At 62.5% G+C, this 18,701-nt stretch carries 18 protein-coding genes and 1 pseudogene; 6 read left to right on the top strand and 13 right to left on the bottom strand.

Annotated features, from left to right (window positions below):
- Positions 1-152: pseudogene (locus tag LG30_RS22175) on the bottom strand (helix-turn-helix domain-containing protein); the annotation flags it as partial.
- Positions 153-656: 504 nt separating this feature from the next.
- On the opposite strand from LG30_RS22175, the gene LG30_RS22585 reads away from it, so the two are divergent.
- Positions 657-833 (top strand): hypothetical protein, encoded by a 177-nt coding sequence (locus LG30_RS22585; protein ID WP_152599339.1) that lies wholly within the window; start codon positions 657-659, stop codon positions 831-833.
- Positions 834-909: 76 nt separating this feature from the next.
- Here the strand turns inward: LG30_RS22585 and LG30_RS0115950 are convergent, their stop codons facing one another.
- Positions 910-1,431, bottom strand: coding sequence for a GNAT family N-acetyltransferase (locus LG30_RS0115950; protein ID WP_033131685.1), 522 nt, complete (start codon positions 1,429-1,431; stop codon positions 910-912).
- 245 nt (positions 1,432-1,676) lie between these two features.
- On the opposite strand from LG30_RS0115950, the gene LG30_RS0115945 reads away from it, so the two are divergent.
- Positions 1,677-1,940, top strand: coding sequence for a hypothetical protein (locus LG30_RS0115945; protein WP_033131684.1), 264 nt, complete (start codon positions 1,677-1,679; stop codon positions 1,938-1,940).
- A gap of 74 nt (positions 1,941-2,014) precedes the next feature.
- On the top strand, positions 2,015-2,869 hold the full coding sequence (gene ypfJ / locus LG30_RS0115940; RefSeq protein ID WP_033131683.1) for a KPN_02809 family neutral zinc metallopeptidase: 855 nt from the start codon (positions 2,015-2,017) through the stop codon (positions 2,867-2,869).
- Between the two features lie 70 nt (positions 2,870-2,939).
- On the opposite strand, the gene LG30_RS0115935 is transcribed toward ypfJ, so the two are convergent.
- Positions 2,940-3,638 (bottom strand): Dph6-related ATP pyrophosphatase, encoded by a 699-nt coding sequence (locus LG30_RS0115935; protein WP_033131693.1) that lies wholly within the window; start codon positions 3,636-3,638, stop codon positions 2,940-2,942.
- 219 nt (positions 3,639-3,857) lie between these two features.
- Here LG30_RS0115935 and LG30_RS0115930 point away from each other — a divergent pair, with 219 nt between their 5' ends.
- The 3 genes from LG30_RS0115930 to LG30_RS0115920 all read left to right on the top strand — a co-directional run bounded on the left by LG30_RS0115930 (position 3,858) and on the right by LG30_RS0115920 (position 6,348).
- Positions 3,858-5,174, top strand: a complete 1,317-nt coding sequence (locus tag LG30_RS0115930; RefSeq protein ID WP_033131682.1) for an MFS transporter — start codon at positions 3,858-3,860, stop codon at positions 5,172-5,174.
- A gap of 132 nt (positions 5,175-5,306) precedes the next feature.
- Complete coding sequence (locus LG30_RS0115925) at positions 5,307-6,029, top strand: MarC family NAAT transporter (protein WP_033131681.1); 723 nt, start codon at positions 5,307-5,309, stop codon at positions 6,027-6,029.
- Between the two features lie 115 nt (positions 6,030-6,144).
- The gene (locus LG30_RS0115920; RefSeq protein ID WP_033131680.1) at positions 6,145-6,348 is read left to right on the top strand and encodes a hypothetical protein; all 204 of its coding nucleotides are present in this window, start codon (positions 6,145-6,147) and stop codon (positions 6,346-6,348) included.
- A 121-nt stretch (positions 6,349-6,469) separates the two neighbouring features.
- On the opposite strand, the gene tldD is transcribed toward LG30_RS0115920, so the two are convergent.
- The 10 genes from tldD to LG30_RS0115870 form a co-directional block, all read right to left on the bottom strand.
- Positions 6,470-7,918, bottom strand: coding sequence for a metalloprotease TldD (gene tldD, locus LG30_RS0115915; RefSeq protein WP_033131679.1), 1,449 nt, complete (start codon positions 7,916-7,918; stop codon positions 6,470-6,472).
- Between the two features lie 156 nt (positions 7,919-8,074).
- Positions 8,075-8,908 (bottom strand): carbon-nitrogen hydrolase family protein, encoded by an 834-nt coding sequence (locus LG30_RS0115910; RefSeq protein ID WP_033131678.1) that lies wholly within the window; start codon positions 8,906-8,908, stop codon positions 8,075-8,077.
- Between the two features lie 19 nt (positions 8,909-8,927).
- Entirely contained in the window at positions 8,928-9,512 is a 585-nt protein-coding gene (locus LG30_RS0115905) for a hypothetical protein (RefSeq protein ID WP_033131677.1), read from the bottom strand.
- On the bottom strand, positions 9,512-9,709 hold the full coding sequence (locus LG30_RS0115900; protein WP_033131676.1) for a hypothetical protein: 198 nt from the start codon (positions 9,707-9,709) through the stop codon (positions 9,512-9,514). The genes LG30_RS0115905 and LG30_RS0115900 overlap by 1 nt, the downstream gene beginning before the upstream one ends.
- Before the next feature lie 31 nt (positions 9,710-9,740).
- The gene (locus LG30_RS0115895; RefSeq protein WP_033131675.1) at positions 9,741-13,709 is read right to left on the bottom strand and encodes a YhdP family protein; all 3,969 of its coding nucleotides are present in this window, start codon (positions 13,707-13,709) and stop codon (positions 9,741-9,743) included.
- On the bottom strand, positions 13,710-15,179 hold the full coding sequence (rng, locus tag LG30_RS0115890) for a ribonuclease G (protein WP_033131674.1): 1,470 nt from the start codon (positions 15,177-15,179) through the stop codon (positions 13,710-13,712).
- A gap of 173 nt (positions 15,180-15,352) precedes the next feature.
- Entirely contained in the window at positions 15,353-15,931 is a 579-nt protein-coding gene (locus tag LG30_RS0115885) for a Maf family protein (protein WP_033131673.1), read from the bottom strand.
- 51 nt (positions 15,932-15,982) lie between these two features.
- Complete coding sequence (gene mreD, locus LG30_RS0115880; protein ID WP_033131672.1) at positions 15,983-16,468, bottom strand: rod shape-determining protein MreD; 486 nt, start codon at positions 16,466-16,468, stop codon at positions 15,983-15,985.
- Positions 16,468-17,409, bottom strand: a complete 942-nt coding sequence (gene mreC, locus LG30_RS0115875; RefSeq protein ID WP_033131671.1) for a rod shape-determining protein MreC — start codon at positions 17,407-17,409, stop codon at positions 16,468-16,470. Before mreC ends, mreD begins: the two co-directional genes overlap by 1 nt.
- 41 nt (positions 17,410-17,450) lie before the next feature.
- Positions 17,451-18,491 carry a rod shape-determining protein gene (locus tag LG30_RS0115870; protein WP_005308111.1) on the bottom strand — a complete coding sequence of 347 codons (1,041 nt, stop codon included), beginning with the start codon at positions 18,489-18,491 and terminating at the stop codon, positions 17,451-17,453.
- Positions 18,492-18,701 lie beyond the last annotated feature (210 nt).

The raw sequence follows: 18,701 nt of genomic DNA, 5'->3' as shown, positions 1-18,701 counted from the left end.
CGCAACCATACCAGAACGGTGGAGCGGCCCTGAATGCCATAACGGGCCTGAGCCTGTTTGTAGGTGAGCTCGCCTTTTTCAATCTGCTCGACCACGGCTAATTTAAAAGTCAGCGAGTAATCGCGCTGTGTCCGTTTCACACCTTGTCCCATCGGGGTCTCCATTTATTGAGGGGAAAGGTGTAAACCATATTCAGGACGGGACACGACCAACGAAAAGGGCTCCCGACGGGAGCCCTTTTGCTGAGCGGTCGCTGGTGAAGCCTGTGGCTTTTTTACGCACCAGCGAAATATCTGTTTGCTTTTCATTCATTTTGCAGAGAGAATGCGCCCCGGCTAGTTAATCAGCCCTGTTTATGTTACCCCTGCAATGCTTCACCTTTGGTTGAATCCAGTCAGTACCCGCATAACCTCCCTCTGATTTACTCGCCTTGAGAACCGTCAGGCTGTCTGCCTGCGTTGCCCGGCTCTCACGGTGCAGACCCGATCTGCCCACTCCCAAGTAGCACCATGCATCTGCATGTTCCTTGGCGCATTTCCTTGAAAAGTGCAGACGCCCTTAAGGGGCTGGGTATTCCTGCGTGGATCTGACCACGCCCATTGACCTGAAATTTGCAAAAACAAGGAGCAAACACTTAATTTATATAGAGAAATACCATGATGAAAGCCGTACAAACACACAAACCCCTGCGTCGTAGCAAACCCGTCAACCTGCCCCTGCAAGAGCAGGATGCCGATGCCTTCCTGATCCAGTTCAGTACCCGTTTCAGCGGTGGCTTCGCCATCTCCTGTGATGGCATCCCTGGCGAGTTCTCCATCGAAGACCTCAACTGATCCGGCCCACCGACAGCCACGACACAAACAGGCCGCAACTCACGGCGGCCCTTTTGCTATTTTGCCGTTTACCGATTCAGACCGGCACGCTTTCCCTGCTTGGATCTTCCAGCAGCAGGCACTCCTCTTCGCTCTCACCCAGCCTGACCAACCGACCCTGACTCAGCCCCAGCTTGGCCAGCAGTGCGACCGAGCGCTCGTTGCCCGGGGTGACGATGGCGATCACTCGCTCGATTCCCAGCCGCTCCCGACCGTCTTGCAGCGCCGCCTGCGCCGCTTCTACGCCATAACCCAGACCACGATAAGCAGGCAGGAAGGCATAGCCGATATCCTCGCACGGCAGGGTATCGCGCTTGATCAGGCCGCAGATGCCGATCCTGGCCTCATCGTCCCGCCGCATCACCAGATAGAGACCATGCCCATGCTGGGCATAGCTGATCGCCGGCCCCTGCTGGATGTAGTCTTCGGCATCGCCCAGGGTGCGTACCCCGCGATCGCCGATGTAGCGATGGAAATCGCCGTCGTTGAGCAGTTCGAGAATAAAGGGGGCGTCAGCCGTGGTTAATTCGCGCAGGATGAGTCGCTCGGAGAGGATCATGGCAAGGGCTCTTCTTTTAGGAATAAACGGAAACATAACAGGCCATCAAGACTGCCCCCGCGACGGCCCCTTGGCAAGGTCTGGCGGGCGGAAGTGACAGGATCGGCGACAAAAGTCCCGGGCATGACGCCAGGGGCCTGTCATCCTCGCCGACATGAACTCCATTTCGGCGCGAGCCGCGGGCCGGTTGCGGCTATACTGCTCCCCCTATTCAGACTATCAGTGCAACGTTCAGGACAGACACCATGACGGAATCCACCGAATTTTTCGACGAACAGACCCTGCTCGAGATGGTTGATAACCAGCTCGCCGACGGCCATCCCCTGCAGGTCAAAGCCACCCTGATGCGGCTGGTGATGAAAGGCACCCTGCGGGAAGAGGCGCTGCAATACATCGCCTGCGCCCTCGGCGCCGAGCTGATGGCGATGGAGGCGGAACAGGGCCCCTTCAACCTGACCCGCTACGCCGAGTTCCTCGACAGCCTGCCCGAGATGCCCTGGGCCAAATGAGGTCCCCTCGTGAGGCAAGGTGGGCGGCCAGCCATTATCATTACTGCCACAGCCAATAACGGGAGTAGGCAGACATGCGCTGGCAAGATCGCCGTGAGAGCAGCAATGTGGAAGACAGGCGCCAGGAAGGCGGTGGCAGCGGGGGCGGCGGCCTGCCCATCGGTGGCAAGGGTCGTCTCATCCTGATTGTGGTGGTGATGGTGGCGGGTTACTACGGCGTGGACCTGAGCCCCCTGCTCAACGATCCGGCCCCGCAAACCCAGGCGCCGCGCCAGAATATGTCTCAGCCGGCGAGCGATCCCCTGGCCAAATTCACCTCAGTGATGCTTGCCTCCACCGAGGATGCCTGGGGGGAGATCTTCAAGGGCAGCGGCAGCCAATATCAGCCCCCCAAACTGGTGCTCTATCGCGGCGCCACCCGCACCGGTTGCGGTCAGGGCCAGTCGGTGATGGGCCCCTTCTACTGCCCGGCAGATCGCTCCGTCTACATCGATCTCTCCTTCTATCAGGACATGCGCGACAAGCTCGGGGCCGACGGTGACTTCGCCCAGGGCTATGTGGTCGCCCACGAGGTGGGTCACCACGTGCAGGCCCTGCTCGGCATCTCCACCAAGGTGCGTCAACAGCAACAGGGGCTGAGTCAGGCCGCGCAGAACAAGCTGTCGGTCAAACTCGAACTGCAGGCCGACTGCTTCGCCGGGGTCTGGGGCCACTATATGGAGCGGGAGCAGGTGCTGGAGCACGGCGATCTGGAGGAGGCCCTCAACGCCGCCCAGGCCATCGGCGACGACCGGCTGCAACAGCAGGGTCAGGGCCGGGTGGTGCCGGACAGCTTCACCCACGGCAGCTCGGCCCAGCGCCTCGCCTGGTTCAAGAAGGGCTTCGACAGTGGCAAGCCCGCCAGCTGCGACACCTTCGCCGCCCGCTAGGAAAGCATGCAACAAGCAAAGAGCCGACCCTTGGGTCGGCTCTTTGTTGTGGGCTGGCGGCGTTGCCGGCTCAGGACTTGTCGCTCATCTCATCCACGGCGTCGACCGGTAGCAGATCGGTAAAGACGAAGCCGTCTCTCACCACAGTTTCCCCTGTTTTTATGGCCAGAGGCAGCATGAACATGGGGCCGTCATAGGCCAGGGTGTGGAACTCGCCGTTCTCGCCGCAAGGGTCCACTCCCTCCGGCAGGGCCGCCAGCAGCGCCTCATCGAAGTCGTGGCCGCCGAGGCTCATCTCCAGCTTCTTGGGGTCGAGGGTGCTGATCCGCGCCTTGAGCCCCGCCGTCATCATCTCCCGCGCCAACAGCCGGGTGTCGCTGCCCCAGAGCGGGAACAGAGCCGTGATCCCGGTGCCCTCGAGCTGGCGCTCCCGATAGGCGCGCACGTCCTCGAGGAAGAGATCCCCGAACGCCATATGCCGGATACCCTTGGCCACCACCTCGGCAATGAAGCCGGTCATGATGCGGCCGTAATCCTCGTTGCTGCAGGGCCAGGGCAGATCGATGGTCAGCAGCGGCAGCCCCACGCACTCGGCCTGCTGCACCAGCAACTGCTTGCGCACCCCGTGCATGGCAACCCGCTCGAACGCCTGATTGAGGGTGGTGAAGAGTCCCACCACCTCGATGGCCGGGTCCTGGCGCAGCCGATGCAGTGCCCAGGCACTGTCCTTGCCGCTGCTCCAGGAGAGCAGCACCTTGGTTTTTGTCATCATCTATCCAACTCTTGTATAAGGAGCCGCCAGCCAGCGCCTCTGCCGCGGATCCGCGACCGGTCACCATCAGGCCCGTTTGTGGCTTCAGTGTTGCAAGACTGTGTTGCGAATTGTGCGATTTACATCTCGGGACACAAAAGCATACCCTCATGATTGAGCGTGTCCCCGCACAAGGATGGGGAACAATAACTAAAAAATCATGGGAAACATAAGGATATGACTACAGTCCGCACCACGCATGACCACAATCGTCCCCTCAACCGACAGGATTACAAGACCCTGAGCCTGGCGGCCCTCGGCGGCGCCCTCGAATTCTACGACTTTATCATCTTCGTCTTCTTCGCCGTGGTGATAGGCGAGCTATTCTTCCCCGCCGATATTCCCGAGTGGCTGCGCCAGTTCCAGACCTTCGGCATCTTCGCCGCTGGCTACCTGGCCCGCCCCCTCGGCGGCATCATCATGGCCCACTTCGGCGATCTCATCGGCCGCAAGCGCATGTTCACCCTGAGCATCATCCTGATGGCGCTGCCGACCCTGCTGATCGGCCTGTTGCCCACCTATGCGGCCCTCGGCATCGCCGCACCGCTGTTGCTGTTGCTGCTGCGCATCCTGCAAGGGGCCGCCATCGGCGGCGAAGTCCCCGGTGCCTGGGTGTTCGTGGCCGAACACGTGCCGGCCAAGCGGATCGGCATCGCCTGTGGCACGCTCACGGCAGGGCTGACGGCCGGCATCCTGCTCGGCTCCCTGGTCGCCACCGCCATCAACCGCGGCATGAGCCCGGTCGAGGTGAGCGAGTGGGGCTGGCGTCTGGCCTTCGTGCTGGGGGGGGTGTTCGGCATCGTCGCCATGTACCTGCGCCGCTGGCTGCACGAGACCCCGGTCTTCGCCGAGATGCAGGCCAACAAGGCCCTGGCCGAGGAGCTGCCGCTCAAGACGGTGCTGCGTGAGCACAAGGGCAGTGTCGTCATCTCCATGCTGCTGACCTGGCTGCTCTCCGCCGGCATAGTGGTGGTGATCCTGATGACCCCGACCTATCTGCAGAAGGTGCATGGCATCAGCCCCGCCGATGCCCTGACCGCCAACTCCCTGGCCATAGTCGCGCTCACCCTGGGTTGCATCTTCTACGGCAGGCTGGCCGACGCCCTCGGCAGCGGTCCCACCTTCGTGTTCGGCTCCTTGCTGCTGGCGGGGGCGACTCACGCCTTCTATCACGGTCTGGCGGCGGGCATGGAACAGCTGGTGCCGCTCTATGTGCTGGCGGGTTTCGCCGTCGGCATCGTCGGGGCTGTGCCCTATGTGATGGTCAACGCCTTCCCGGCCGCGGTGCGCTTCTCCGGCCTGTCGTTCTCCTACAACGTGGCCTACGCCATCTTCGGTGGTCTGACCCCTATGCTGGTCACGCTGTGGATGAAGAACGACGTGCTGGCGCCCTCCCACTATGTGGTCAGCCTGGCCGTGCTCGGCTTCGTGCTCGGCCTCTGGCTCTGGCTGCGGCAGCGGGGTCAACGTCAGGCTGCACCGCAGACGGCATGATCAAGACAGGGACCCCGACTTTCGGGGCCCCTTCGTTCCGGCTATATTCAGCCGGGCTCCCGTAGAGTAGCCCCCCCTTAGGCCAGACCCGCGTCTGGCCCCTGTTTTTTGCCAACCACCCCGAGGTGCAAGATGTTTTTCCAGGTCGTATTCATCGCCTTGCTGGCCCTGCTTCCCATGGTCAATCCCCCCACCACGGCGACCCTGCTGCTGGGGCTCAGCAAGGGCATGTCCCGCGAGCACATCCGCCGCCAGATCAATCTGGCCGCCATCTATCTGTTCGCCACCCTCTGCGTCAGCTTCTTCATCGGCTCCTCCATCCTGGATCTGTTCGGGATCTCCATTCCCGGTCTGCGGCTGGCCGGCGGTCTCATCATCGCCTTCATCGGCTTTCGCATGCTGTTCCCCGCCCCGAGTCAGGCCACCGGGGTCGACATCAACCAGAGCATCGCCTTCGTGCCGCTCACCATGCCCAGCATGTGCGGGCCGGGCACCATGGCCCTGGTGATCAGCGGCGCCGCCCAGATCGCCGAGCTGCCGGCCGACTACAACCGCTTCGTCATCTATGCCGCCATGGTCACCGCCTTCGCCCTGATGAGCCTGCTCAGCTGGGGCGTGCTCAAGCTGGCGGATCCGGTCTGCAAGATCCTGGGGGCCACCGGCATCGATGCCATGACCCGTATCATGGGCTTCCTGCTGGTGTGCATGGGCATGCAGTTCTGCATCAATGGCATCAAGGAAGTGGCGCAGGACCCCGTGTTCCACGGTGCCCCTGTCGCCCAAATCCAGCATCAGACACCGGGCGCTGCCGAGCAGGCCATCGAGCAGGCGCTGGAACCAAAAGATGCCAAATAAACCAGGTTAAACGAGGGGGGGATGATGGTTTCGTCTATTTTTTATACAGCCAAGGTTCAGCTAGCGAGGCCTAAGGTGGTATTGCCACACCAATCTACCCCTCAGGAGATATTGAATGGAAAAGATGCTGACCGAGATCAATGGCTACAGCCTGTTTCATGAATACCTGAACGTGGTCGGCATAGCCAGCCCATCCCCCGCCCGACTGAGCAAGGGATGGGAACACCGGAAATCCAACCGTCTGGTGGCCCAGATAAGGATCGATCCCCAGGGCAATCCACACTATTACATCGACGCCCGCGTCATCTCGGTCAACTGACCCGCCCTGCGTCGACCAGCCTCGGTATCAACCGGGGCTTTTTATTACCCCTTCTCTGGCGCAATAAAAACCCCGGCCTTGAGCCGGGGTCTTTATCAGGTAAGGGTGCGGATGCTCAACCCTATTGGGTGCCGCCCACGGTGAGCTGATCCAGCCTGAGGGTGGGCTGACCGACCCCGACCGGAATGCTCTGCCCCTCCTTGCCGCAGACGCCGACCCCGCGATCGAGGGCCAGATCCCGGCCCACCATGGAGACCTGGCTCATGGCCTCGGGACCATTGCCGATCAGGGTCGCGCCCTTAATGGGGGTCGTTATCTTGCCATCCTCGATGAGGTAGGCCTCGGAGGCGGAGAAGACGAACTTGCCTGAGGTGATATCCACCTGACCGCCACCAAAGTTCGGGGCGTAGATCCCCTTCTTCACCGAGGCGATGATCTCCGCCGGATCGTACTGACCCGCCAGCATGTAGGTGTTGGTCATGCGCGGCATCGGCAGGGCGGCATAGGATTCGCGGCGGCCGTTGCCGGTGAGCGGTACCCCCATCAGCCGGGCATTCTGCTTGTCCTGCAGGTAGCCCTTGAGAATACCGTTCTCGATCAGCACGTTGTAGCCACCCGGCGTCCCTTCGTCATCGATGCTGACGGAACCACGCAGACCCGGCAGGGTGCCGTCATCGACGATGGTGCAGTGCTTGGAGGCGACCTGCTCACCGATACGACCGGCGAAGGCGGATGAGCCCTTGCGGTTGAAGTCCCCTTCCAGGCCGTGGCCTACCGCCTCGTGCAGCAGCACGCCGGGCCAGCCGGCGCCGAGCACCACCGGCATGGTGCCGGCCGGCGCATCGATGGCCTCGAGGTTGACCAGCGCCTGGCGCACGGCTTCCCGCACATAGCCGAAGGCCCGGCTCTCCAGCCCGTCCAGCTCCAGGAAATGGTCATAACCACAGCGACCACCGCCGCCGGCGCTGCCGCGCTCACGGCGATCCCCCTTCTCGGCGATGACGGTCACCGACAGTCGCACCAGCGGGCGCACATCGGCGGCGAGCGTGCCATCGGTGGCAGCCACCAGGATCTCCTCATAGACGCCGCTGATGGAGGCCATCACCTGATTGATGGCGGGATCCAGGCTGCGGGCAAACTTGTCCATCTGCTCCAGCAAGGCGATCTTCTGATACTTGTCGAGGGTCTGCAGGGGATCCATGGCCGGATAGAGCAGATTGGCTTCTGTGCGGGCCCAGGCCTTCACCTTGCCCTGGGCGCCGGCGGCGGCGATACCACGGGCGGCGGTGACCGACTGTTGCAGTGCCAGCAGGCTCAGCTCATCGGAATAGGCGAAGCCGGTCTTCTCGCCACTGACGGCACGCACCCCGACCCCCTGATCGATGTTGTAGCTGCCATCCTTGACGATGCCGTCTTCCAGCATCCAGGACTCGTGCCAGCTGCGCTGGAAATAGAGGTCGCCGAACTCCACCTGATGGCTCATCAGGCTGCCGAGCAGCTGCTGCAGCCGCCCTTCATCGAGGTCGTTCGGGGCCAACAATGAGGCACTAACCTGGCTCAATAGACTCAATCTTCTTCTCCATTCTCGCTGGGAGATGTCGTAACGGTATTTCTTCAGCCTCTCTCATCGGGAGAGAGTGCAAAGTCGTGACCTCATGCGATCCGGCTTCCATAGGTCCGATCAGGCTTCCCTAATCGAACCGGCGGGAAAGTCACATCGACGAGGCTAAAGCAGGCGGGCGTGTTGCAGCACCGGCATGGTTCGCTTCAATTCTTCGATAAGCCCGGCATCCATCTCTGCCAGCACAGTGCCGGCGCCGCTCGGCCGACAGGCCAGCACCCGACCCCAGGGATCGATCACCATGCTGTGGCCCCAGGTCTGGCGCCCCGTCTCATGGGTACCGCCCTGGTTGGCGGCCACCACATAACATTGATTCTCGATGGCGCGGGCCCGCAGCAGCGGTTCCCAATGCGCCTCGCCAGTCACGGCGGTGAAGGCGGCAGGCACCAGCAACACCCGCGCACCGGCAAGGGTCAGCTGGCGATAGAGCTCGGGAAAGCGCAGATCATAACAGATAGAGAGGCCGAGGGGACCAAAGGGGGAGTCCACCACCACGCAGTTCTGACCAGGACTGAAAGTTTCCGATTCCCGATAGCGGCCGTGGCTGTCGGCCACATCCACATCGAACAGATGAATCTTGTGGTAATGGCCCCTGCGCTCCCCGCTGGGATCGAACACCAGCGAGCTGGTGTGAATGTGGCTCGAGCCGGGGATCCGGGTTGGCATTATGGTCGGCATAGCACCGGCCACCAGCCAGATACCGTGCTCCCTGGCCCAGGCGGCCAACTGCGTCTGAATGGGGCCGACCTCGCCCGGTTCGGTCCCGATCGCCTCGGCACCGTCCAGATAACCCTGCCGCTCGCCAAACAGGGCGAAGTTTTCCGGCAGCAGCGCCAGCAACGGCCGCTCCTTTGGCAGGGCCGCCAGCTCGGCGGCGATCTGTGTCTTGTTGTCCTGCCAGTGACGGCCGGAGATCAACTGTATGGCGGCTAGCAACATTGTTCTCTCCTTGTTCACATTAACCACGGCCTGCGATATTCGGGTCTTTGTCCATCTCGGCCAACAGTTTGCGAAGATGGTGTCTGACCAAACCCCGTTGGCCCCGTTCAGCCCACTTGAGACAATCAAATAATTCCCATACCAGACCATCACCTTCAGCCATATAGGCGGGGAAATCCCAATGGCTTGGAGCAGGACCGCCGACCTCTAGTGCTGGCAGACAAGAGGTCTTGTCAAAGAGGGGCAAGTAAGGTTTGGCAAGAGGGAAGCCCACACCACAGTCAAGGATGTGGATCTCTATGCTGGACATGTCCAAGAAGATGTAACGCCAGTAAGAACACACCTCTTCATGCCTTCCTTGCCAACAGTGAAATACGGCCCGATCACCCACGATTGAGTGCACCAGAGCATCACCCTGTTTATGGAAACCTGGTGTTGCCAGCAGCAAGACATCGACATCGGATACCCTGTCTGCCTTGCCCTTGGCGAGTGACCCAACCACCACCCCAGCCTCTATGGCAGTGTGAGCCTCTCCCTGCTCAATAACGGCTTGTATGAGGGCTTGTTGAAGTGGCGGTATGGTAGACCAACGTTCATCAACCATCACAACGGCCCCTCAGCAACAGCAGCATCTCCGCTCTGCAGGGTGTAATCCAGCACTATGCTAGGTTCTAGCATGGCGCGGAAGATGGTTTTGAGCACCTCGTGAGCCAGGTGGGGCAGATAGCGCTGGCGGACCACCTCAATCTGCTCGGCTTGGGTATCATGTTGGAATGCAATCAGCAGGATATGTCGAATCATGGCTCACTCCTTGTGATGACAGTGCCGCCCCTCAGCGCTGACCCGTTCCCTGATGCTTGGGATTGAGCAGGAAGGGGCTGACCTCCTCGGCGGGCAGTTTGGGCGCCACCGCATCGACCGCGTCCTTCTGTTGCTGGTTGAGCTTGATGCGGGCCCTGTCCCGACCGGCCTCGATCAGTTTCGGATCGTTGAGCGGGCCAGAGACCCTGAAATCGATGCGGGTCACCACATCCACCACAGGCTCCAGCAGCTTGGAGAGCGCCAGCACATAGAGCCCGGTGATCGGGGTCAGCGAGAAGGCGGCCACCACCGGCAGGGTGCCCCCTAGATTCGGGGAGAAGCTCAGCTCGTAATCGAGCCGCCAGCGCACCAGATCGGCGATGCCCTCGCCACGCAGGTTGCCCGCGGCCCCCTTCATGAAGAAGTCCTGGTTATCCACCTGGCCCTGCTTGACCTTGGCCGAGGCCGACATGGACTCGAAGTAGAAGCCCTTGTCGAACACATCGCGAAAATCGAGGCGCAGCTTGCGCAGCAGGGAGTCCAGGCTGAGCAGGGAGAGCAGTCGCGCGCCCTTGTCGTTGACCTCACGCAGGGTACCTCCCTCCAGCTTGAGATCGGCGCTGCCCGCCAGGGTCGACACATTGGGTCTATAGGGCACGTCACCCCAGTTCAGATCCAGTGCCAGCTTGCCTGGCGCATCACCGATGGGGGAGGTAAAGCCGAGCCGCTTGAGCAAGAGTTCGCTGTTCTGGGTGTCGAGCTTGGCCCGGGCACGGGTCTGCATCTGGCCGGGCTGTGCCAGCCACTCGGCACTCCCCTTGAGGGTGCTGCCGGCTAGCTTCATCTCCAGCCCCTTGAGATCGAGCCGGTTGTTACCGGGCACCAGCTCCCCCTTCAACTCACCGAGGGGCAGGCTGCCGAAGCGGCAGTCCACGCAGCTGAAGGTGAGCCAGGGAATGGTATCCATGATGGCCTTGTCCTGGCGGGCATCCGGCTCAGGGCTGAGATCCGACCCCTTGCCGGACCAATGGATGCGGGCAAACTTGGCATCTATGGGTTGCTTGCCGGTGACGGGAATGCGCACCACCCCCATCACATCCGGGCTGTCGATCATCACTTCGGTGGCCTGGTTGACCGGCCCCACGGTGAAGTGCACCGCCTTGAGGTTGGCGCTGCCGATGTCGGCCCGGGCCAGCTGGCCATCCACCCACCACTCCTGTGGCAGGAAGGCGGGGCCGACCACCGCATTGCCGGTCGGCGCCGGATCGGGCAGCCAGCGCTTGAGCCGCGCCAGCCAGCCGGCCACGTCCGCCTGTTGCTGGTTGATGGCGAGCAGCATGGGCTTGTCCTGCAACACCCGGGCGCCGGGCTGACCTATGTCGACCCGTACCCGGCTCAGGTAAGGCGCGCCCTCGCCATAGACCAGCCGGCTCTGCATATCCACGTCGGCCCCCAGCACACCGCGGATGTCGGCGCTGCCGTCGCGGCCGCGCACCGTCACCTTGAGGGGAAGCTGGCTGCCGGCGGCCTTGGCCAGCGGCACCGGCAAGTCCAGCCCCATCCCCTGCAGGCTGGAGTCCAGCGCCAACTGGAAGCTGAAGGGGCTGTTTTCCGGCAGGGTCAGCCCCAGGGTGCCGGTCCAGTTGCCACGTCCCTTGAGCATCTCGAGGGCCGGGATATCCTGGCGCTGGCGGCTGCTGTCCCAGAGCCCCTTGAACTTGAGATCGACCTGATAGCGATTGGGCAGTTGCTTGCCCTGATAATCCAGGGTCAACGGCTGATTCCACAGGCTGGCCTTGAGATTGCGGAAACGGGTGTGTTCGTTGTCATATTCGAGCCGGCCATCGACGCTCTCCAGCGGCATGTCCAGGGTCGCTATCCTGACCTTGTTGTTGTGGAGCAGGGCATCACCGCTGGCCTTGACCTCGCCCTCGCCGTCGAGGGGGATATCCAGCTTGACGTTGCCCTTCATGGGCCCGCGGATCTCGATCTCCCGCAGCGCCTGCCCCACCGAGCCACCGAGCGGCGAGTCCTGCAGGTAGTCGCTGATGGCCTTGCCCTCGCCCGCGACCTTGGCGTCGATATAGAGCCGGGCGCCACCGTAGGTCGGGATGTCGGCGTCGATGTAGTCGGACTGAGCCTTGCCGAGCCGGGCGAAGTCGCTGTGCATGAACAGGCCGGCGTTCTGGAACAGCAGGTCGATCCGCAGGTCGGTGAGGGGTTGCCAACCGGGGAAGAACTGGAAGGTGGCCTGCTCGAGGGGCACAGCCACCTGGAAGACGCCCTTGCCGTTGTCGTAGGGGAAGTCCCTGAATTCGCCGTACCAGAGCAGATCGGCCCCCTTGGCCTGCCCCCCCTTGATGGCGCCGCTCAGGTAGTCCACCAGCCCCTTGCTCATGGCTTGCAGGGGATAGTAGCGATCCGCGTGGGCCGCGGTCTTGACGTTGATGCGACCGGTCAGGGCGAGGAAGGGGTGCTCGAACAGATCGAGCCGGAAGCGGCTGGCGAGGGTCAGATCCGAGTTGTCCAGCAGGATGTCCTGACCGTAGAGCACCCAGCCCTCCGGTGCCTTCCACCAGTCGAGCCGCGCCCCCAGGCTGTTCACCGGGATCGGCTCCTTGAAGTGACGGGCCGGGTCCAGCTTGCCCTTGCCAAGGCTCAAGCGGGCGCTGCCGCCCGCCGGGGTCAGCCAGAACTCGCCGTCCAGATTTTGCAGGCCGGGCACATCTCGCCAGGCCTTGGTGCCGAAGCCGACCAGGTGCCCGTTGAGGGAGAGCCCCTGCCAGTCGGCATCGGCTTGCAGGATCAGATCCTGCAACTGGCCCTGGGGCTGGGTGCGTTTGAGGGTGTCGGCCAGTTTGGGATAGAGGCCGGAAACCAGCTGACTCAGGCTGGCGATCTGGCTGAGGTCGATGGCGGGTACATAGCCCTGGATGCGGGAGCCGGTTCGCTCGAGTTGCAGCCGGCTGTGCAGCCAGGTCGCGCCATCGAGCTTGAAGATGACGTCGTGGCTGGCGAACTGCCAGTCCTCGCCCTCACGGCGCAGCTGGATCTTGCCGCCGCGCAGGTCGAGCCGGTGATAAGCCCCCTTGCCCTTCTTCTGCTCGCCACGCCCGGACGGGCTTTCTTTGCCGGCAGGGGCCTTGCCCCGGTGCTGTGGCTGCTTGGCTTCGTCCTGCCAGATCAGGTGGTTGTTGCCAAAGGCCAGCAGGGAGTCCCCCAGCTGACCGTCGGCAAATTCGCTCCACAGCTGGAAGTCGAGCTGGCCCGTGACCTTGGGTTCGCCGGCATGGATCCGCGCCAGCATGGGGCTGATGTCGAGTTCGCTGGCCCCCAGATAGAGCTGGCCCCGCAAGCGATCGAGCCGGGCTTCGGGGGCATCCACATCCAGGATGAGATCGATGGTGCTCTCGCCCACCCCGTTGATGAGGTAGGCCTTGCCCACCCCCTGATGGCGCTTGCCCCGGTTTTGCCAGCGCAACTGGGCGATGTTGAGGGCGCGCACCTCCCCCAAGGCCGTGGTGACGCTGAGGCGGGTGTCGTGGATGTCGAAGGTGGAGAGCTGGGTCAGCAGGAAGCGCAGCAAGGCTTGCTGCTGGTTCGGGTTCTTCGCGCTCGCCGGCTCCGCCGGCTGGGCCAGATCCAGCGCTATGTCGCCGTCGCTGAGCAGCAACTGGCCGAACACCGGCCGCCACTCATTGAGTGAGCGCCAGAAATCGAGATGAGCCCAGACCTTGCCAAGACGAAGGGAGAAACGCCCCGAATCCGGGGCGATGGCGAGCCCTTGCAGCTCGAGGGCCGGGCCACGCCGGGTCCAGTCCAGCCCGACGCGCTCGACGCTGACCTCCAGCTGGCTGTCGCCGAGCAGGGTGGTGATCAGCGCCTGCCTGTGCTGGTTGAGCAGGGGGCCGCCGAGGCGCACCAGACTGACCAGAATGGCCAGCAGCACGAAGAAGACCCCGAGGGCTAACCAGCCCCGACTCAGCCAGCGGTAGACCAATTACATCATCACCACATCGAATTGTTCCTGCCCACAGAGCGGCTCGGTCACCACCCTGACCTGTTTGCCGATGAAGACTTCCAGCTCGGCCAGGCTGTGGGACTCCTCGCCTCGCAGATAATCGGCAACGGACGGCGCCGCATAGACGGTGAACTGATCCGCATCGTAGGCGCGGTTGACCCGGATGATCTCCCGCAGGATCTCGAAGCAGACCGATTCCACCGTCTTGACCCGACCGCGTCCCTTGCACTCGGGACACTCGGAGCAGAGCACGTGCTCCAGGCTCTCGCGGGTGCGCTTGCGGGTCATCTCCACCAGGCCGAGCTGGGAGAAGCCGTTGACGTTCGTCTTGGCTCTGTCCTTGGCCAGTGCCAGCTCCAGGCTGTGCAGCACCCGGCGGCGGTGATCCTCGGACTGCATGTCGATGAAGTCGATGATGATGATGCCGCCGAGGTTGCGCAGCCGCAGGTGGCGCGCGATGGCGGCGGTCGCCTCGACGTTGGTGTTGAAGATGGTCTCTTCCAGATTGCGGTGGCCGACGAAGGCGCCGGTGTTGATGTCCACCGTGGTCATGGCTTCGGTCTGGTCGATGATGAGGTAGCCGCCGGATTTCAGCTCCACCTTGCGCTCCAGGGCGCGCTGGATCTCGTTCTCCACGTCGTAGAGATCGAAGATGGGGGAGTCGCCGAGGTAGTACTCCAGCTTGTTGGCAAGCTCGGGCACATACTCCTCGGTGAAACGCTTGAGCTGATCGAAGCTCTGGCGCGAATCGACCCGGATCTTGTCGAGCTCGGCACCGACGAAGTCGCGCACCACCCGGAAGGCCAGGCTGGGATCCTCGTACAGGATCTTGCAGGGCGGGTACTTCTGCTTGCGCTCCAGGATCTTGCGCCACAGCCGTTTCAGGAAGGCGGCATCCTGCTCCAGCTCCTGCTCACCCACCCCTTCGGCGGCGGTACGGATGATGTAGCCACCGAGATCGTCCACATAACCGGCCACGGTACGCTTGAGGCGCTCACGCTCCGCCTCCGACTCGATGCGCTGGGAGACGCCGACGTGGGCGCTGCCCGGCATAAACACGAGATAACGGGATGGCAGTGTGATGTCGGTGGTGAGGCGGGCACCCTTGGTGCCCAGAGGATCTTTCACCACCTGCACCATGATGTCTTGCCCCTGGCGCACCAGCTCGGCGATGTTGCCGGCCTGGAACTGCTCCTTCTCCTTGATCGCCACGCACTCGGTGTGCGGCACTATGTCGGAGGCGTGCAGGAAGGCGGCCTTGTCCATGCCGATGTCGACGAAGGCGGCCTGCATGCCGGGCAGTACCCGACTGATCTTGCCCTTGTAGATGTTGCCCACGATGCCGCGCTTGGCCTGACGCTCCACATGCACTTCCTGCAGCAGACCGTTCTCGACCAGGGCGACCCGGGTCTCGGAGGGGGTGACGTTTACCAGCAGTTCGACTGACATAAGTTACCTTGCCTTTCTAGTTTTAAATTCTGGAACGTCTGATTACGCCGCTCCGCGGCCAATCAAACCTACGTATTGGGTGTGTAGGTTCGATTAGCCCGTCGGCGTAATCGAACGATCGAGGCAGGCGTCACCGACCACTCATGTCATCAAGGATCTCGTTGCTCGAGTCGCTATTTGAGGCACTGCTTGATCAGCAGATCCGTTTCCAGCAGGGGCAGGCCGACCACGGCGCTGTAGCTCCCCTCGATGCGGCTGACAAACTTGCCGGCAATGCCCTGAATGGCATAGCTGCCGGCCTTGTCGCAGGGCTCACCGGTGCGCCAGTAGGCCTCGATCTCGGCCTCATCCAGCTTGCGAAACGCCACATTGGTGGTGACCAGCCGCACGTCGCAACGCTCGGGGGTGGCCAGTGCCACCGCCGTCATCACCTGATGCACGCGGCCGGAGAGCGCCTCCAGCATGTCCTTGGCATCGAGCAGATCGGACGGCTTCTCCAGCACCCGATCCCCCAGCACCACTATGGTATCGGCGCCCAGCACCGGCAGTGCCGTTGGCGCCGCGGCCAGACCGGCCATCGCCTTGTCCCGGGCGAGCCGGCAGACATAGTCCTGGGGCTTCTCGCCCTCGCTGCGCTGCTCGGGCACATCCAGCCTGAGCACCTCGAAGCGGTAGCCCAACTGGGTCAGCAATTCGTGCCGGCGGGGAGAGCCCGAGGCGAGATACAGTTGCGGTTCGTTGTGCTTGTTCATATTCACTTAATGAGATGAGTTACAGTGACAATGCGTTGTTTTTGCTCATATTCACTTGATATTGAAGTGACGGCGCACCTTGCGCAAGACCATAAAAATCCAGGGCCATATTAACATCGTTGTCAGCGTCGACCAAAAATAGGCGAAGTTGAGGCTGGCACGGCTGAACAGGTGCTCGGCCCAGAATACCGTGATCTTGCCCACCAGCGAGAGCAGGCCGATGATCAGCGCCTGCTGCCAGAGGGAGAAATTGCGGATCTTCTGGAACTGGAAGGCCGCCAGATAGGTGGTAATGGCCATGGCCATGGCCCGCACCCCGAGCGTGCTGCCGAGCAGCACATCCAGCAGCAGGCCCGCCACCCAGGCGGTGCCGACGTTGGCCCGGTGCGGCAGCGCCAGCGCCCAGTAGATGAGCACCATGGCGAGCCAGTCCGGCCGGAAGGGTTCGAATTGAAAGGGGAGCGGCAGGATCGACAGGCACAGAGCCAGCAGGATCGAGACCCAGATCCAGATCCTGCCACTGGCGGGTTGCAGCATCAGCGCGTCGCCCCCGCTGCCGAGGTGGCGGGTGCAGCAGGTGCTGTCGCCGCCGAGGTGGCTGGCGCTACAGGTGCTGTCGCCGCAGGCGCCAGGGCATCCTTGTCGTTCACATCCGGTTTCTTGTCGGTCCAGAGCAGCAGCAGATAGCGCAATCTATCCAGCGCCACCAGCGGCTTGGCCTCGACTTGGGCGAAGGGCTTGCCCTCCACATAGTCGGAGCGCGTCACCGTCGCCACCGGATACCCTTCCGGGAAGCGGCCACCGAGACCCGAGGTGACCAGCAGATCGCCGACCTGCACATCGGTGTTGCGCGGCAAGTTGCGCAAGTCCAGCTTGTCCAGCTCGCCGCCGCCTGAGGCGATGGCGCGCAAGTCGTTGCGCAGTACCCGCACCGGAATGCCGTGGCTGGAGTCGGTGATCAGCAGGACACGGCTGGTGGTGGATCCCACGTGCAGCACCTGACCGACCACCCCCTGATCGTTGATCACCGGCTGACCGTTGTAGACACCGTCCAGCGCCCCCTTGTTGATCAGCACCTGGTGACTGAAGGGGTCGGAATCCACCGACAGCAGCTCGGCCACCATCTTGCGGGACTCCTTGTGCACCGGCGAGCCGAGCAATTCTCGCAGCCGCTGGTTCTCATGCTCCAGCTGCTCCAGCTTGAGCAGGCGCGAGCGCAGGGTCAGCAGTTGCTGTTCCTGCTGCTTGGTCTGCTCGATGAGGCTGGAACGGGTCTGAACCTGGGTCGACATGGTGTCGAGCAAGGTACCGGGCGCATTGGCGATATATTGCAGCGGACTGACGAGCGAGCTCAGATAGACGCGGACGTGCGTGAACACACCGAAGCGGGAATCCGCGACGATGGCAGCGACAGAGATGATGACGGCGAGAAACAACCGTAACTGAAGCGAAGGGCCTCTACCAAAGATGGGTTTCATGAGTCGTCAAAAAAGAGCCGGCGCTCGGCCGGCTTTGGGTCTTATTCGTAGTGGAACAGATCGCCACCGTGCATATCGATCAGCTCCAGCGCCTTGCCGCCACCGCGGGCGACACAGGTGAGGGGATCTTCAGCCACGACGACCGGGATGCCGGTCTCTTCCATCAGCAGACGGTCGATGTCCTTGAGCAGGGCACCACCACCGGTCAGCACCATGCCGCGCTCGGAGATGTCGGACGCCAGCTCGGGCGGGGACTGCTCCAGGGCCACCATGACCGCGGAGACGATGCCGGACAGCGGCTCTTGCAGCGCTTCCAGGATCTCGTTGGAGTTCAGGGTGAAGCTGCGCGGTACACCTTCGGCCAGGTTACGGCCGCGGACTTCGATCTCGCGCACCTCTTCCCCCGGGTAGGCGGAGCCGATCTCGTGCTTGATGCGCTCGGCGGTGGCTTCCCCGATCAGGCTGCCATAGTTGCGACGCACGTAACTGATGATGGCTTCGTCAAACTTGTCACCACCGATGCGCACGGACTGGGAGTAGACCACGCCGTTCAGGGAGATGATGGCCACTTCGGTGGTACCACCGCCGATGTCGACGACCATGGAGCCGGTCGCTTCGGAGACCGGCAGGCCGGCACCGATGGCGGCAGCCATGGGTTCATCGATCAGGTAGACCTCACGGGCGCCGGCGCCCAGTGCAGATTCCTTGATGGCACGGCGCTCGACTTGAGTGGAGCCGCACGGCACGCACACCAGCACACGGGGGCTGGGGCGGAAATAGTTGTTGTCGTGAACCTGCTTGATGAAGTGCTGCAGCATCTTCTCGGTCACGTAGAAATCGGCGATGACGCCGTCTTTCATCGGACGGATGGCGGAGATGTTGCCTGGGGTACGACCCAGCATCTGCTTGGCGGCATGACCGACAGCAGCGACCGATTTGGCGTTCCCGCGCTCTTGGCGAATGGCGACAACTGAGGGTTCGTTAAGGACGATCCCTTGATCTTTTACGTAGATCAGGGTGTTGGCAGTTCCCAAGTCGATCGACAGATCGTTGGAAAAGACGCCTCTGAGCTTTTTGAACATGGCTACGGGAAATCCTAAGAATTTGGAGGTGCGGAAAACCGGCTAACTTTACCAATGCCCACCCCAATGGGCAAGCGCTCAAACTGTCGCCAATCAATCAGGCGCGACAAAAATGCGAGTCATCACTCACCCGCACAGGCCGACAAACACTACGAAACAAGGAGATAAGACGCAAGCCAATGGCAAACGGCCCCTCTCCCCCTTCGCAGA

The organism is Aeromonas aquatica (assembly GCF_000764655.1).
Taxonomy (GTDB): Bacteria; Pseudomonadota; Gammaproteobacteria; order Enterobacterales; family Aeromonadaceae; genus Aeromonas; species Aeromonas aquatica.
Note: the sequence above shows the minus strand (reverse complement) of the source record. Positions and strands in the feature narration are given on the sequence as shown.